A 14,396-nucleotide genomic window follows, 5' to 3' on the forward strand; every position below is an offset into this window, starting at 1 on the left:
GGTCAGTCGCGAATCTGCTGCCAGATGAGGAAGTAGGCCCGGTGCACGACGTGCGCGACGCGGCTCTGGGCGGGCGTCGCGCCGAAGGACGCGAAGGAGCGCCACCAGCCGGCGCGTTCGAGGGCGTGAGCGGCGAGCTCGGCGCGGGGAGCGCCCGGCTTGCCGAGCTGGGCGCCGATGTCGGCGTTGCTCCCGACCCGCAGCACCTCCTCGGACAGGTCCTCGGGCATGTCGACCGCGCCGGACGCGACCAGCGTGAGCGCTTCGAGCAGCCGCAGCTGATGCGCCTCGGGCTTGGCGAGCAGGACCTCGATCGCGTCGTGGACGCGCTGCCGCTCGGCCGGATCGCCGGACGCGTGGGCCAGCGCGGTGACCGAAGCGAGCGCGGCGGCGGCCTTGATGCCATCGGCGCGGGCGGCGAAGACGATGCTCAGCCGCTGGCGGACGGCTTCGAGCCCGGAGGCGTCGAGCAGCTTCCGCCGCAGCGAGCCCGCGGTGATCTCGGGTTCCTTGCGGATCGCCTCGACGGCGTACCGGATGCCGAACAGGTCCAGTTTCTCCAGCAGCCGCAGCCGGGTGCCCGCCGCGACGTCGCATTCCCAGCTGGTGAAGATGTCCGCCGAGATCAGCATGGTCTCGAGGATGTCGTCGTCCATCTCGGCCAGCTGGCGCAGCGCCTCGGCGTCGGGGGAGGTGAACCCGCCGGACTCGGCCGACTCCGCGATCAGCCCGATCACCGGCAGCACGTCCGCGACGCGGGGCTTCAGCGTCGAGGCCTGCTTCTCCGACAGCAGCGTCGCGGCCTTCCACACGTCGCCGCCCGAGCCTTCGACCGACTCCGGCGCGATGGTGTCCGCCTTGTTGAGCACCGCGATCGCGTTGACCGGGCCCGCGTCGCGGCTCGCGGTCGCGGCGGTGAACGCGGCCAGCGCCTGCTGGTCGTCGGCGCGCACGCCCTGCGTGACCACGTAGAGCACGGCCTCCGCGCCCGCGACGGCGTTGCGCGAGGTGTCGTCCAGCTCGTCGGAGCCTTCTTCCTCCTCGTCGTCATCGTCGGGCTTGCGGTGCTTCGCCGCGCCCAGCAGCTCCTCGGTCCGCGACACCGAAGCGGCGTCGAGCGAGCCGAGGCCCGGGGTGTCGATGACGGTCATGCCCTGCAGGACCGCGTTGGTGAGATACGCCTCGATATGCGAGACCTGGTCGATGTCGATGCCCAGCTCGGCCGGGATCATCCCGTCGGCGGAGAAGGGCAGCACCTGTTTGCGGCCGTCGTTGAAGACGATCTCGACGCGGTCGACCGTGCCGTACTGGAACCGGGTGACCAGCCGGGTGCACTCGCCGACGTCGGTCGGCGCGACCCGGCGCCCGATCAGGGCGTTGACCAGGGTGGACTTCCCCGATTTGATCCGGCCCGCGACGGCGACCTGCAGCGGGCCGCCCAGCCTGCGCAGTACTTCGGCGAAGCCCGCCGCGGTCCGCGCGGACACCTGGGGCTGGAGGCGATGGCAGAGATTCGCCACCGACATCGACAACGGACCGGCGAGACGGCCCTGCTCCGTCGCTGAGGTCACGGCGCCCACCCCTCCCAGTCGTCGAGCACGCCGAGGAGAATCGTGCCATGCCGCTCATCCTCGGGTCGCACCGAAGGTGGTACCGGCGACCGACGCGCGAACGGCATCGCCCGACATAGTGTTACCAGGTGCGACGGTTAAGCCTCTGGATGCGTGCCCACCCCATGGCCGGGGACAGCTTCATCGCCGTCGCCCTGCTGCTCACGGACCTGCTGTTCTTCGTGGCGGCGGCCGAGACTCCCGAAGTCCCGATGCCGCCCTGGTACGTGGTCCTGCCGCTGGACATCGCGATGGTCGCCCCGCTGGTCTTCCGGCGGAAGGCGACGCTGTGGTCGGCGTATCTCCTGCTGCTGATCGGCATCCCGCACAGCGCGCTGGAGCTGGGCGCGGCCAGCGCGTTCGCGATGATGATCAGCATCTACTCGGTGCTGGTGTACGTCGGGCGCAAACAGGGGCTGCTGTACCTGCTGGCGACCGTCGTCGTTTCGGGGCTCCAGCTGTGGATCGACACACCGGAGGACGTGTGGATCCTGGCGATCATCGCCCTTTTCTCCACCGCGCTGTGCTGGACGCTCGGTGAGTTCGCCGGCGCGAGGCGCGCCTATCACGAGGAGGTGGAAGCCAGGTTGCATCTGCTTGAGACGGAACGGGACCAGGCGACCAGGATCGCCGTCGGCGAGGAGCGCGGACGCATCGCCCGTGAGCTGCACGACGTCGTCGCGCACGCGGTGAGCGTGATGGTCGTGCAGGCCGACGGCGCGTCCTACGCGGTCGACGGGAATCCCGAGATGGCGAAACGGGCCCTGCAGACGATTTCGGAGACCGGCCGCGGCGCGCTCGCCGAACTGCGGCGCCTGCTGGACGTGCTCCGCAGCGACGGCGACGACGAGCCGCGGGTGCCGCAGCCGGACGCCACCGCGCTGACCGACCTGGCGGACCGGATCCGCCAGGCGGGGGTGCCGGTGACGCTGGCGATCGGGCCGGAAGCGCTGGCCGGGCTGCCCGCCGGTGTCTCCCTCGGCGTGTACCGGATCGTGCAGGAATCGCTGACGAACACGCTGAAACACGCCGGCCAGGGCGCGCAGGCCGAGGTGGTGGTGCGCCGCGAGGCCGACGTGATCGACGTCAAGGTCACCGACGACGGCGCCGGCCGCGCGAAACAGCTGGTGCCCGTGGCGACGAAGGTGGCGGCGCACACCGCGCCGCCGCGAAAGCTCACCGTCCCCGGTGGGAACGGATTGATCGGAATGAGGGAACGGGCGAACGTCTTCGGCGGCACGCTGGAGGTCGGCCCCGCTCCCGGTGGAGGGTGGCAGGTGCACGCGAGGCTCCCGGTTAGGTTGGCGACGTGATACGGGTGGTGGTCGTCGACGACCAGGAATTGATGCGCGTCGGGTTCCGGATGGTCCTGGGCGCGCAGGCCGACATCGATGTCGTCGGTGAGGCGGGTGACGGCGCGCAGGCCATCCGGCTGGCCGAGGAACTGCGGCCCGACGTCGTGCTGATGGACGTCCGGATGCCGGTGCTGGACGGGGTCGAAGCGACGAAGCGGATCGTCGAGGCCGGGACGGCGCGAGTGCTCGTGATGACGACGTTCGATCTGGACGAGTACGTCTATTCGGCGTTGCAGGGCGGCGCCAGCGGTTTCCTGCTGAAGGACACGCAGCCGGATCACCTGGTGTCGGCGCTGCGGGCGGTCGCTTCGGGCGACGCCGTGGTCTCGCCGTCGGTGACCAGGCGGCTGCTCGACCGGTTCGTCGGCGGCGGCGGGAAGCCGATGCGCGACGCGGCCGAGCTGGACGTCCTCACCGAACGGGAGCGGGAGGTGCTCGTGCTGATCGCGAAGGGCCTCTCGAACCTGGAGATCGCCGAGACGCTGTTCCTGTCCGAGGCGACGGTGAAGACGCACGTCGGGCGGATCCTGTCGAAGCTGGACCTGCGCGACCGGGTGCAGGCCGTGGTGCTCGCCTACGAGACCGGGCTGGCGCGTCCCGGGGTCACCTGAGCCTCACTGCGCCACTGTCACACTCGCTCGCTCATGCAAGTACATGAAGGCCCCCTTCCTTGCGCCTGACGCAAGGAAGGGGGCCTTCATGTACTTGGGGAAGGTGTGAAGGTCGAGTTTCCTCGGCTGAGCCGAGGGAAGGGGGCCTTCACGCGCACCTGCTGTGACTGGTGGTGTCGCAGAGCAAGTCTCGCCACTCACGAGTCCCTTCGAAAACCGGATCACGCGTGCTTGGAGGCGTAACTCGCGTGATCGGAGGCGTAACTCGCGTGATTCTCGCCGGAACACGCGGTGCGGAGCCGGCTCGGGCGTGTTCCGCCTTCAATCACGTGAGTTCGGAAAAGTGGTCATTCGGTGAGCACTTTGCGGTGGATCCTTGTTCTCAGAGCCACTACCTGAGGAGAAGGAAATGCTGCGAGGTCTCACCACCACCACGTTCTACGCCGACGACCTGACCGCCGCGATCGAGTGGTACTCCGGCCTCTTCGGACTCGACCCGTACTTCGTCCGCAACGGCCCCGACGGCACGCCGGCGTACGCCGAGTTCCGGATCGGCGACTACCAGCACGAGTTCGGCCTGGTCCGCGGGGACTTCCGGCCGCCGTCGGCCCAGCCCGGCCCCGGCGGGGCCATCGCGAACTGGGCCGTCGACAACGTCGAGGAGGCCTTCGCGAAGCTGCTGGAGAAGGGCGCGAAGGAGTACGAGCCGATCATCGAGCGAGGGCCGGGCTTCGTGACCGCGGCCGTCGTGGACCCGTTCGGCAACGTCCTCGGCGTCATGTTCAACCAGCACTACCTGGACGTGCTGGCCGGGAGGAAGTAGCCCCCGACCAGCACGGACTCAGCGGTACAGCGAGTGATCCGCCGTCGCCGGGTCCTTGCCCGTGTCCCGGACTTCGGCCATCCACTTGCCGAAGTCGGGACGCGAGCCGTCGACGTCGGTGAGGCCGTACTCGTTCATCAACGTCCACGACGCCAGCGTCTTGCCCGCGAACCGCGAGACCTCCGGGTCGGTCGCCAGCTTCGCGACACCGCGCCCGAGCAGCGCCGGGGTCTCCGAGATCGCGAAATCGACCGGCGCGGCCTTGCCGACCGCGTCACGCCACGTCTCCTCGGTGACCTTGAAGTAGTCGAGCATGGCTTCCGAACGCAGGAAGCCCGGTGTGACGGTCATGCCGACGCAGCCGTACTTCTTCAGCTCGGCGCCGAGCGCCCTGCCGATCGCGCGGATCCCGCATTTCGCGAGGAAATACGGGATCCCCGCGCCGACGTACTCGTCGTGGTCGCCGTCGGTGACCTCGAGGACCAGCCCGCCCTCCCGCTTCACCACCAGCGGGAGCAGCCGGTGCAGCGCGATCAGATGCGTGTCGATCGCGTTGTGCACCAGCGTGAGCGCGTCGTCGAGGCTGGAGTCCCAGTACGCCCCCTCGAAATCCGCGAACTGGTCGCCGCCCCAGACGTCGTCGACCAGGACGTCGATCCGGCCGTCCACTTCGGACTCGATCCGCGCCTTCAGCGCGTCCACATCGGACACGACGGTGAAGTCGGTCCGGACGGGGATCCCCCGGCCGCCCGCCGCGTCGACGAGCTCAGCGGTGTCTTCGATCGTCTCCGAACGCTTCATCGGGGACTGGTGCTCCCGCGTCGTGCGGCCGGTGACGAACACCGTCCAGCCGAGCCTGCCCAGTTCCACCGCGATCGCCCGGCCACATCCCCGCGTCGCCCCCGTGACCACGGCCACTTTCCGGTCCATTCAGGACACTCCCTTCCACGCGGTCAGCACCGCGTCCACGTCTTGCCCCAACCGTTCGGTGATCCGGCCCTTCGGCCGGATCGACCAGTCCAGCGCGGCCCCGTTCGCCACCCCCAGCAGCACTCGCGCGGCGCGGACGACACCGGGCGCGCCCGGCAGGTCACGCGTCGCGACGCGCACGAGCTTCCGCAATTCCGCTTCCACGGCGGTGAAATGTTCACCGAGCAGCGCACGCAGCCCCGGATCGCCGATGTCCACCCCCAGCTGCCCGAGATGGTTCGCCGCGGTCCGCGCGTCGCCAAGGCCCTCGTAGACCACGACGACCGCCGCCCGTAGCGCTTCCACGGGATCGGCCAGCTCACCGCATTCCCGCATCGCTTCCACGACGGAGCGCGTGTTCTCCCGGCTCAACGCCAGCAGGAGACCGTTCTTCGAACCGAACCGCTGGGCGACGGTGCCGACCGCCACCCCGGCCTCCGCCGCCACCTGGGCCAGCGTGAAACCCGGCCCGACCATGCCGATCACGGTTCCCGCCGCGGTCAGCAATCGTTCGTCCGTGATGCTCCGGGGCCTCGCCATGCGATTATTGAACCACGGTTCATTAACCCTGGCGAATCAGGGTCACTCTCAGGGGTATCACCGATCGCGTACGCCGCCGGAAGACGGCAAGCTACGTCTCAGGTCGGGTATCAGGTTGGCACCTCAGGATGACGCGCTCGGCCACCCACATGGACGACGATTGTTCTCGCAGTCGCCGAGGGGAGCAGACATGATCGAGGCAGCGGGCCTCACCAAGCGGTACGGCAAGACACTGGCGGTGAACGACCTGTCCTTCTCCGTCGCGGCGGGTGAGGTCACCGGGTTCCTCGGCCCCAACGGGGCGGGCAAGTCCACGACCATGCGGATGATCCTCGGCCTCGACAACCCGACCTCGGGCCAGGTGCGCATCGGCGGCAAGCTCTACCGCGACCTCAAGGAACCGCTGCGGACCGTCGGCGCACTGCTGGACGCCAAATGGGTGCACCCCAACCGGTCGGCGCGGGCGCATCTGCGGTGGATGGCGAAGTCCAACAAGATCGCGGAGAGCCGGGTCGACGAGGTGCTCGAGATCGTCGGGCTCACCAGCGTCGCCGGAAAGCGCGCCGGCGGTTTCTCCCTCGGCATGTCGCAGCGACTGGGGATCGCGGCGGCACTGCTGGGCGACCCGGAGGTCCTTCTCTTCGACGAGCCCGTCAACGGCCTCGACCCCGAAGGCATCCTCTGGATCCGGAAGTTCATGCACCGGCTGGCCGACGAAGGCCGCACGGTATTCGTTTCCTCGCACTTGCTTTCGGAGATGGCGCTGACCGCGAGCCACCTGGTCGTGATCGGCAAGGGGCGGCTGATCTCCCAGTCCTCCACCGAGGACTTCGTGGCGCGGGCCGCCGAGAACACGGTCAAGGTCCGGTCGCCGCAGCTGCCCGCGTTGCGCTCCGCGCTGACGCAGGCGAGCGCTCAGGTCACCGACGCCGATCACGCGATCGTGGTGTCCGGTTTGGACAGTGACAAGATCGGCGAGATCGCCGCGGCCAACCAGATCGTGCTGCACGAGCTCAGCCCGCAGACCGGCTCCCTGGAGCAGGCCTTCATGCAGATCACCGGCGATTCCGTCGAGTACCACACCGGTCTCGAAGCGGAAGCCGCCGAAGTGGTCACCGCCGCCCAGTAGCCAGCCACTCTTCGAGGAAAGAAAAGCCATGACTCTGCTCGCCGTGGAACGCATCAAGCTGTTCACCACCCGCTCGCCCTGGTGGTGCGCGCTGGCCGCACTCGCGGTCGTGATCGGCTTCGCCGCCATCATCTCGGGTGCCGCGCCCGCCGGGGAACTCACCGACGTCAGCCTCACCCAGTTCGGTTACGGCTTCGGCATGGCCGTGATCATGGTGCTCGCCGCGCTTTCGGTGACCACCGAATACCGCTTCGGCACCATCCGGACCACCTTCCAGGCCGTGCCGAACCGCACTTCGGCGCTGCTGGCCAAGACCGGCGTGGTCGCGATGTTGTCGCTCGTGATCGGCGAGGTCGCCGCGTTCGGCGCCTGGGGCCTCGCTTCGGTCATGCGGCCTGAAGACCTCATGCTGAACACCACCGCGGAGTGGATCAGTGTCGCCGGGGTGGGCGTGGTGTTCGCCCTCGCCTCGGTGATCGCGATCGCCGTCGGCATCCTGATCCGGCACAGCGCCGGCGCCATCTCGCTCGTGCTGATCTACGCCCTCGCGGTGGAGAACCTGATCCAGCTCATCCCGAAGATCGGCAAGGACATCTACGACTGGATGCCGTTCCACGTCGCCGACCGGTTCCTCACCGGGGGCCCCGCCGCGGCGGACGCTCCGTTGAGCCAGGCCGGCTCGCTGGCCTACTTCGCCGGTTTCGCGCTGGTGCTGCTGGTCATCTCGCTGGTCGTCGCGAACAAGCGCGACGCGTAAGGACTTCCACAGGGGAGAAGGCCGGACGTCCCACTCGGGGGAGCGAGACGTCCGGACGGGGAGAAAAAAGGGGAACAAGGACCGGGCCGCCTATCGGGGGGCAGCCCGGTCCTTTCCCGCGTACTGTCGGAATCCACCGGAGGGAGGGCTGATGATCGAGGCCACCGGACTCACGAAACGCTACGGCGACAAGCTCGCCGTCGACGACCTTTCCTTCACCGCCGAAGCAGGACGGGTGACCGGGTTCCTCGGCCCCAACGGGGCGGGGAAGTCCACCACCATGCGGATGATGCTGGGGCTCGACAACCCCACGTCGGGCACGGTGACGATCGACGGCAAGGCCTATCGCGAGCTGCATGATCCACTTCGGACGGTCGGCGGCATGATCGACGCCACCTGGCGCCATCCGGGCCGCACCGCCCGCGAGCACCTCCGCTGGGTCGCCGCGACCAACGGCCTGCCGGACAAGCGCGTCGACGAGGTGCTCCGGCTGGTCGGGCTGGAGCCGGTCGCCCGCAAACGGGCCGGGCAGTTCTCGCTCGGGATGTCGCAGCGGCTCGGGATCGCCACGGCGCTGCTCGGCGACCCCCGGGTACTGCTGTTCGACGAGCCGGTGAACGGGCTCGACCCCGAGGGCATCGTCTGGATCAGGAAGCTGATGCACGCGCTCGCCGCCGAGGGCCGCACCGTGTTCGTGTCCAGCCACCTGCTGCCGGAGATGGCGCAGACCGCACAGGACCTCGTCGTGATCGGGCGCGGGAAGCTGATCTACCAGGGCACGATGGAAGACTTCGTCGGCCGTGCGAAGGGTCTCGGCGTACGGGTCCGCAGCCCGCATCTGGCCGAACTGCGGAAGGCGCTGACCGAGAAGGGCGCCGAATTCCGCGAGGAGGACGGCGCGCTCGTCGTGTCCGAAATGGACAGCGACCACATCGGCGAACTCGCGTTCGCCGCGGGCGCGACCCTCCACGAGCTGAAGCCGCTCACCGGCTCGCTCGAACAGGCGTACATGCAACTCACCGCCGAGGCCGTCGAGTACGGCGCCGGCCAGGTCCCGGAGGTCGTCGGATGACCGCGGCGAACATGCTGCGCGCGGAGCGGATCAAACTGCTGAGCACCCGCATGCCCTGGTGGTGCGCGGCCATCGCGGTCGTGATCGCGCTCGCCTACACCGCGCTCTTCTTCGGTTTCGTCCCGCTCGAAGGCCAGACGGGCGTCAACTCGACGCAGGTCGCCAGCGCGCTGGGCCGCACCGTGGTGCTGGTCCTCGCCATCCTCGCGGCAGCGACGGAGTTCAACTGGGGCACGATGAAGCTCACCTTCCAGGCGGTGCCCTCGCGCGTGCCCGCCTTGCTGGCGAAGGGCGCCGTCGTCGGGGTGTTCTCGGGGCTGATCGGCCTGCTGGTGGGCTTCGGCTCGTGGGCGATCGCGTACTTGATCAAACCGGCCGCCGACCTGGGGCTGGCTTCGGGCGCCGACTGGCGCGCGGTGGCGGGCCAGGGCCTGACCTTCTTCCTGACCGGTCTGCTCGGCGTCGGCCTAGGGCTGCTGTTCCGCAGCCCCGCGTTCGCGCTCGGGTTCGCACTGGCCTGGACTCAGCTGCTCGAGGGACTCGTCATGCTGATCCCGAAAGTGGGCGACGACATCTACCAGTGGATGCCGTTCTTCGCGGCGAATCAGTTTTCGGGGCCGGATCTGACGGTTTCGATGTTGAAACTCGAACCACCGTTGGGGCCGTGGGGCTATTTGGCTTATTTCGGTGCGATCTGCGTGATTGTTTATGCGGCCGGACTGATGATCACCCATCGAAGGGATGCGTGAGCTTTTACCGCGGCCAAAGGAGTTAAGTCCACGTTAAGAGCCTGTGGCTTCTCTCACAGGAAGCGGACATACTGTTCCTGACCGGGCGATGCTCGGGATGAGCCTATTTCTCGGCTCTCGGCCCCGGAGGTGATCCTTGACGGTGGATTCCGGTCAGGGAGTGGAACGCACGATCCCGCAAGCCCGCACGGAAAGTATGCAGCCCCGGCTCGAGCCCATGCTCGACCTCGAATGGTCACAGGCGATCGAACTCCCTCGCACGGTGGCGTCCGCGACCCGGCCGTCGGATATCCGCCGCGCCTGGGTGCATCGCGCTCCCGAAGATCTCGTCGTCGCGTTGTACCGCGCGTCGAGCGGAATGCACGGAGAAATTCCCGCGCCTTGGTGGCTTCGCGCCGTCGTGGAAGGACGACTCGAATCGCGGGAGCTCGGTTTCCGCATCGAAGATCGCATCGCCGGCCTGCTCGGCAGGCGGCCCGGTTGGGAATTCGTGCCGTGGGCCGCGGACGGCGAATCCGGCTACTGGGAGTTCATGCCTTCCGAACGCGGCGCGTCGGGGCATTCGATCCCGACCACGGTGCTGAACACCAGCCGCCACGACGGCTGGATCGACGTTCTCCCCGCGCATTCCAGCCCGACGCCCGCCCCGATCGCGGTCGGCGGATTCGCCGGGCTGCGCTCGCGGCTGGGGGAGTTCGAAGCCGTCAGGTAGGTCGCTGGGCGGAGCTGAAGGCGCAATCCGGAAATCAGCCAAAGCGGAACCCGCCCGGCCGAAGGCCCCAGCGCATCGCCCTGCCGACGTGATCGCGGATGCGGGTTCGCCGATGAACACTGCCGCCGCGTTTAATGGGCTGGTGGAAAACGAGGACCAGCCACGGATGCGCAGCGTGGTCAGCTATGTCAAACGCGGCGGCCGGATGACCGTCGGGCAGCAGCGCGCCTGGAACGAACTCTGGCCGTCGCTCGGCCGCACCGTCGGCGAACTGCCCGAAGGACCGGTGGACTTCGACGACTGGTTCGGCAGGCACGCCCCGGTGATGGTGGAGATCGGTTCGGGCATGGGCGAGACCACGTCCCAGCTCGCCGCCGCCGCGCCGGAACTCAACTACGTCGCGGTCGAGGTGTACGACCCGGGCCTCGGCCAGCTGATGCTGCGTGCCGAGAAGCTCGGGGTGGAGAACCTGCGGCTGATGCACGGTGACGCCGTCGTGCTGCTGACCTCGCACGTGGAGCCGGGCTCGCTGTCCGGCGTCCGGCTGTTCTTCCCGGACCCGTGGCCGAAGAAGCGGCACCACAAGCGGCGGATCGTGCAGCCCGAGTTCGTGGCGCTGGTGGCCTCGCGGCTCGCGCCGGGCGGGACCTTCCACATGGCGACCGACTGGGAGAACTACGCCGAGCAGATGATGGAGGTCTGCTCGGCCGAGCCGCTCCTGCGCAACCGTCACGCCGGCGAGCCCGGCGGCTGGGCGCCGCGGCCGGAGTGGCGGCCGATCACGAAGTTCGAGAACCGCGCCGACGTCGAGGGCCGTATTTCGCACGACCTGATCTTCGAGCGGGTCTGAGCACACAGAAAGGGCCGGTCAGGACGTCCCCACGTCCCTGACCGGCCCTTTCTTCACACCCCCGCACCTTGGAACGCCCCCTGCGCGTCCCCGGTGCCCGTTCGTCCCTCCCCCGACAGAGAGACGACCGGGCACCCGGCCTCGTAGGTGTGATCACCACCGACTCCACCCACGAGACCTGCCCGCCCGGGCGCCATGACGCCATTCGGGCGAACCTTTTTCCTACTCGTCGGCCAGGGGCTCCGACTGCACCCGCTTGAGCGCCGGGGTCGAGACGGATGCCCCGAGCAGCGCCACCCCGATTCCCAGCACCACGGGCGCCAGCAGCCAGGGGCTCAGCACGACTGCGTCCTTCTCGACCAGGCTGTAGAGCCCCATGCCGACGCCGATCCCGACCGCACCCGCGCCGAGGGTGGCCACCATCGCGGGCAGGGCCGCTTCCATCCGCAACGCCCTCGCCAGCACCCGGACCGGTGTCCCGGCCGCGATGAGCGCCCCGAAGGTGCGGCGGCGGTCCATCACCGAACCCGCGGTCGCCACGGCCGCGCTGCAGCCGGCGAGCACCCCGGCGGCGATCAGGCCGATGACGGTGACCCGGCGCAGGTCGCCGAGTTCCTGCTGCTGACCGATCAGGTGCAGGCCGCGGCTGCCGACCTCCTGGCCGGGAGCGGCGCCGACCAGGGCGGTCCGCACGGTCTCGGCGTTCTGCGGGGTCGTCGGCACGATCACGTCGAAGCGCTCCGGCGTGACACCCGCGGGCACCAGGGCCGGGTCGATGACGATCGTGCTGGACGTGTCCTCGTCACCCTGCGGGAAGAGGTGCACGGGCGCCTTCGAGTCCAGCGGCGGACCGGCCTTGTCGTACTCCGACAGCACGCGGTATTCCGCCGGGTTGATGGCGTACCTGCTGTAGATCGCGGGTCCCGGTTGGCAGGAGCCGCCGAGGTTCACCCGCAGGAGTTTCGAGGCGTCCTCGCAGGTCATCACGAAGGCCCGGTTCAGATTCTGTGAGCGGGTGCCCGGCTCGCCGGTGGACAGGTACACCTGCCCGACCGAGACGGCCTTCTCGGTGATGCCGTAGCGGGCGAGGGACGCGTTGGTCTGGTCGGCGACCTGCCGCGCCTGGGTCGCGTCGGACTGGGCGTAGAGGACGTTGTCCTTGAAGGTCCGGCCGCCGCCCGCCATCGACTCGAACGAGGGCAGCAGGGTGAGCGCCATCGAGCCGGTGAAAACGGCGAGCACGACACCCGCGGTGGCGCGGTAGGCGCTCTTCGGGTCGTCGCGAAGCCTGCGTCCGGCCAGCAGCGACGCCGGTTTGCGCCAGATGCGGACGAACGTGCCACCGACCGCCGAGGTGACCCAGGGTCCGATGATCGCGGCCGAGCCGACCAGCAGGAACAGGCCGAGCATCACCATCGGCAGGCTGGCGTTGTCCTGCGTGACCGCGAAGAGGAAGAACGCGCCGGCCACCGGGACCGCGAGCAGCCGCCACCAGTGCAGCGGCTTGCGAGCGTGCGCCGAAGCGGCGAACAGCGGCGTCTTCAGCACCCGGCGGATGCCGAGGACCCCGGCGAAGACGACCAGCAGCGGGATCGCGACGGCGACCGCGATGGTCGAGCCGACCGACAGGCTGAAGTCCGACGCGAGCCAGGTGCCGCCGCCCCACGGGACGAACGTCGAGAGCCCTTGCAGCGCGGGCGCCACCAGGATGCCGAGCAGCGCGCCGACGGTGGCGGACAACGCCGTCTCGGCGGCGACGATCTTCGTCACCTGGCCCGGGGTCGCCCCCGCCAGTCGCAGCGCGGCCATCCGCAGCTCACGCCGGGCGGCGGTGAGCCTGGCCGAAGACGCGACGAGCACCAGGCTCGGCACGAGCAGGACGATCACGCCGACCCAGGCGAGCAGTTCGAGCAGCGGATCGGGCTTCGCCTGCTTGTTGGGGAAGCCGTCCGCGGCGAGCGCCGTCTGCGGCATCGACTCCGGGGTGTGGCCGACGACGGCGACCAGCTGCTCCGGGTACATCAGGGATTCGGGACCGAGCGCGTCGACGAGTTTGCCGAACCGGTCGCCGAGCTGCTCCTTCGGCGCGGACTGGATCAGTTTCCCGAGTTCGGGGGAAACGATCGACTCGCCGGGGCCGGGCAGCCTCGGGATGCCGGGCGGCAGGCTGAGCATCGGTGAGGTGCCGGTCAGGGCGATGTCGACGCGGATGATCTCGCGGTCGCCCGAGTAGTCCTTGTTCGACGCCATCAGCAGCGGCGCCGGACGCTGGCTCTCCCCGGATTGGGAGTAGTAGCTGCCGATGTCCTGCCAGATCGCCCGCTGGGAACGGGCCTGCGTGGCACCGGGAAGAGAGGCGAGCAGGAGCACCAGACTGGTCGCGACGGCGACCCCGACCGCGGTGAGGATGGCCGACGTGCGGGTCCGGCGGTCGACCCGGAGCACCCGCATGGCCAGCTGGAAGCTGTTCATCAGGCGGCCAGCCTCGTCGCGATCAGGCCGTCCCGGATGGAGACGGTGCGCGGCATGGCTTCGGCGAGCTCGCGGTCGTGGGTCACCACGATCACCGCGGCGCCGCTGTCGGCGGCCGCGGCGAGCAGCGCGTCCATGGTGGCGCGGCCGGTGCGGGTGTCGAGCGCGCCGGTCGGCTCGTCGGCGAAGATCACCTTCGGCCGGTGCGTCAGCGCGCGGGCGATCGCGACGCGTTGCGCCTCACCGCCGGAAAGCTCGCCGGGGCGGCGCTTCTCCTTGCCCGCGAGGCCGAGCTTCGCCAGCCATTCGCGGCCGGCTTCGATGGATTCCTTGCGGCCCTTGCCACCCAGCAGCGACGGCAGCGCGACGTTCTCCTCGGCGCTCAGTTCGGCGACGAGCATCCCGGACTGGAACACGAAGCCGAACTCGGTGCGCCGCAGTTCGCTGCGCTTGCGCTCGTTGAGCTGGTCGACGCGCTGTCCGGCCAGGAAGATCTGCCCGGAGTCGGCGCGGAGGATCCCGGCGAGCACGTGCAGCAGGGAGGTCTTGCCCGAGCCGGAGGGCCCGACGATGGCGACCGCGTCACCCGCCTGGATGTCGATGTCGATCCCGGCCAGCGCGTGCTGTGTGCCGTACCGCTTCACCAGCCCGCGGCCCGAAAGCACCGGCTGCCCTGTCCACTGTGGATCCACCACCGTGATTCTCCCTAGTCAGTCACTGTGTGTTCTGCTTCGGGGAAGAGCTTCG

Annotated in this window: 14 protein-coding genes; 9 read left to right on the top strand and 5 right to left on the bottom strand. The window is 69.3% G+C overall.

All coding sequences use genetic code 11. The annotated features are described in order from the left end of the window. Positions 1 to 2 precede the first annotated feature (2 nt). Positions 3 to 1,526: a dynamin family protein gene (locus AORI_RS81050; RefSeq protein WP_123799217.1), complete on the bottom strand. Its 1,524-nt coding sequence runs from the start codon at positions 1,524 to 1,526 to the stop codon at positions 3 to 5. Positions 1,527 to 1,720: 194 nt separating this feature from the next. Between AORI_RS81050 and AORI_RS81055 the strand changes: the two genes are divergently transcribed. The 3 genes from AORI_RS81055 to AORI_RS81065 all read left to right on the top strand — a co-directional run bounded on the left by AORI_RS81055 (position 1,721) and on the right by AORI_RS81065 (position 4,399). Beyond that, a complete protein-coding gene (locus AORI_RS81055) occupies positions 1,721 to 2,923 on the top strand; it encodes a sensor histidine kinase (protein WP_420806994.1) in 1,203 nt (400 codons plus the stop codon). Beyond that, entirely contained in the window at positions 2,920 to 3,576 is a 657-nt protein-coding gene (locus AORI_RS81060; protein ID WP_005167029.1) for a response regulator, read from the top strand. Before AORI_RS81055 ends, AORI_RS81060 begins: the two co-directional genes overlap by 4 nt. A gap of 409 nt (positions 3,577 to 3,985) precedes the next feature. Continuing rightward, entirely contained in the window at positions 3,986 to 4,399 is a 414-nt protein-coding gene (locus AORI_RS81065; protein WP_016338251.1) for a VOC family protein, read from the top strand. 18 nt (positions 4,400 to 4,417) lie between these two features. On the opposite strand, the gene AORI_RS81070 is transcribed toward AORI_RS81065, so the two are convergent. Further along, a complete protein-coding gene (locus tag AORI_RS81070; RefSeq protein ID WP_016338252.1) occupies positions 4,418 to 5,329 on the bottom strand; it encodes an SDR family NAD(P)-dependent oxidoreductase in 912 nt (303 codons plus the stop codon). Then, positions 5,330 to 5,908, bottom strand: a complete 579-nt coding sequence (locus tag AORI_RS81075; RefSeq protein WP_016338253.1) for a TetR/AcrR family transcriptional regulator — start codon at positions 5,906 to 5,908, stop codon at positions 5,330 to 5,332. It lies immediately after the preceding gene. 190 nt (positions 5,909 to 6,098) lie between these two features. On the opposite strand from AORI_RS81075, the gene AORI_RS81080 reads away from it, so the two are divergent. The 6 genes from AORI_RS81080 (at position 6,099) to trmB (ending at position 11,177) form a co-directional block, all read left to right on the top strand. Then, a complete protein-coding gene (locus tag AORI_RS81080; protein ID WP_016338254.1) occupies positions 6,099 to 7,037 on the top strand; it encodes an ABC transporter ATP-binding protein in 939 nt (312 codons plus the stop codon). A 28-nt stretch (positions 7,038 to 7,065) separates the two neighbouring features. Continuing rightward, positions 7,066 to 7,794 (top strand): ABC transporter permease, encoded by a 729-nt coding sequence (locus AORI_RS81085; protein WP_016338255.1) that lies wholly within the window; start codon positions 7,066 to 7,068, stop codon positions 7,792 to 7,794. A 151-nt stretch (positions 7,795 to 7,945) separates the two neighbouring features. Then, entirely contained in the window at positions 7,946 to 8,866 is a 921-nt protein-coding gene (locus AORI_RS81090) for an ABC transporter ATP-binding protein (protein ID WP_016338256.1), read from the top strand. Continuing rightward, the gene (locus tag AORI_RS81095) at positions 8,863 to 9,615 is read left to right on the top strand and encodes an ABC transporter permease (protein ID WP_016338257.1); all 753 of its coding nucleotides are present in this window, start codon (positions 8,863 to 8,865) and stop codon (positions 9,613 to 9,615) included. Before AORI_RS81090 ends, AORI_RS81095 begins: the two co-directional genes overlap by 4 nt. 160 nt (positions 9,616 to 9,775) lie before the next feature. Beyond that, positions 9,776 to 10,327, top strand: coding sequence for a hypothetical protein (locus AORI_RS81100; RefSeq protein ID WP_016338258.1), 552 nt, complete (start codon positions 9,776 to 9,778; stop codon positions 10,325 to 10,327). A 166-nt stretch (positions 10,328 to 10,493) separates the two neighbouring features. Next, the gene (gene trmB / locus AORI_RS81105; protein ID WP_016338259.1) at positions 10,494 to 11,177 is read left to right on the top strand and encodes a tRNA (guanosine(46)-N7)-methyltransferase TrmB; all 684 of its coding nucleotides are present in this window, start codon (positions 10,494 to 10,496) and stop codon (positions 11,175 to 11,177) included. 222 nt (positions 11,178 to 11,399) lie between these two features. Here trmB and AORI_RS81110 read toward each other — a convergent pair whose 3' ends face one another. Together AORI_RS81110 and AORI_RS81115 are read right to left on the bottom strand one after the other, a co-directional pair. Beyond that, on the bottom strand, positions 11,400 to 13,649 hold the full coding sequence (locus AORI_RS81110) for an FtsX-like permease family protein (RefSeq protein WP_016338260.1): 2,250 nt from the start codon (positions 13,647 to 13,649) through the stop codon (positions 11,400 to 11,402). Beyond that, positions 13,649 to 14,344 (bottom strand): ABC transporter ATP-binding protein, encoded by a 696-nt coding sequence (locus tag AORI_RS81115; protein WP_016338261.1) that lies wholly within the window; start codon positions 14,342 to 14,344, stop codon positions 13,649 to 13,651. The genes AORI_RS81110 and AORI_RS81115 overlap by 1 nt, the downstream gene beginning before the upstream one ends. Positions 14,345 to 14,396: the final 52 nt, after the last annotated feature.

Origin of the sequence: Amycolatopsis keratiniphila (genome assembly GCF_000400635.2) — a bacterium.
Lineage (GTDB): Bacteria > Actinomycetota > Actinomycetes > Mycobacteriales > Pseudonocardiaceae > Amycolatopsis > Amycolatopsis keratiniphila.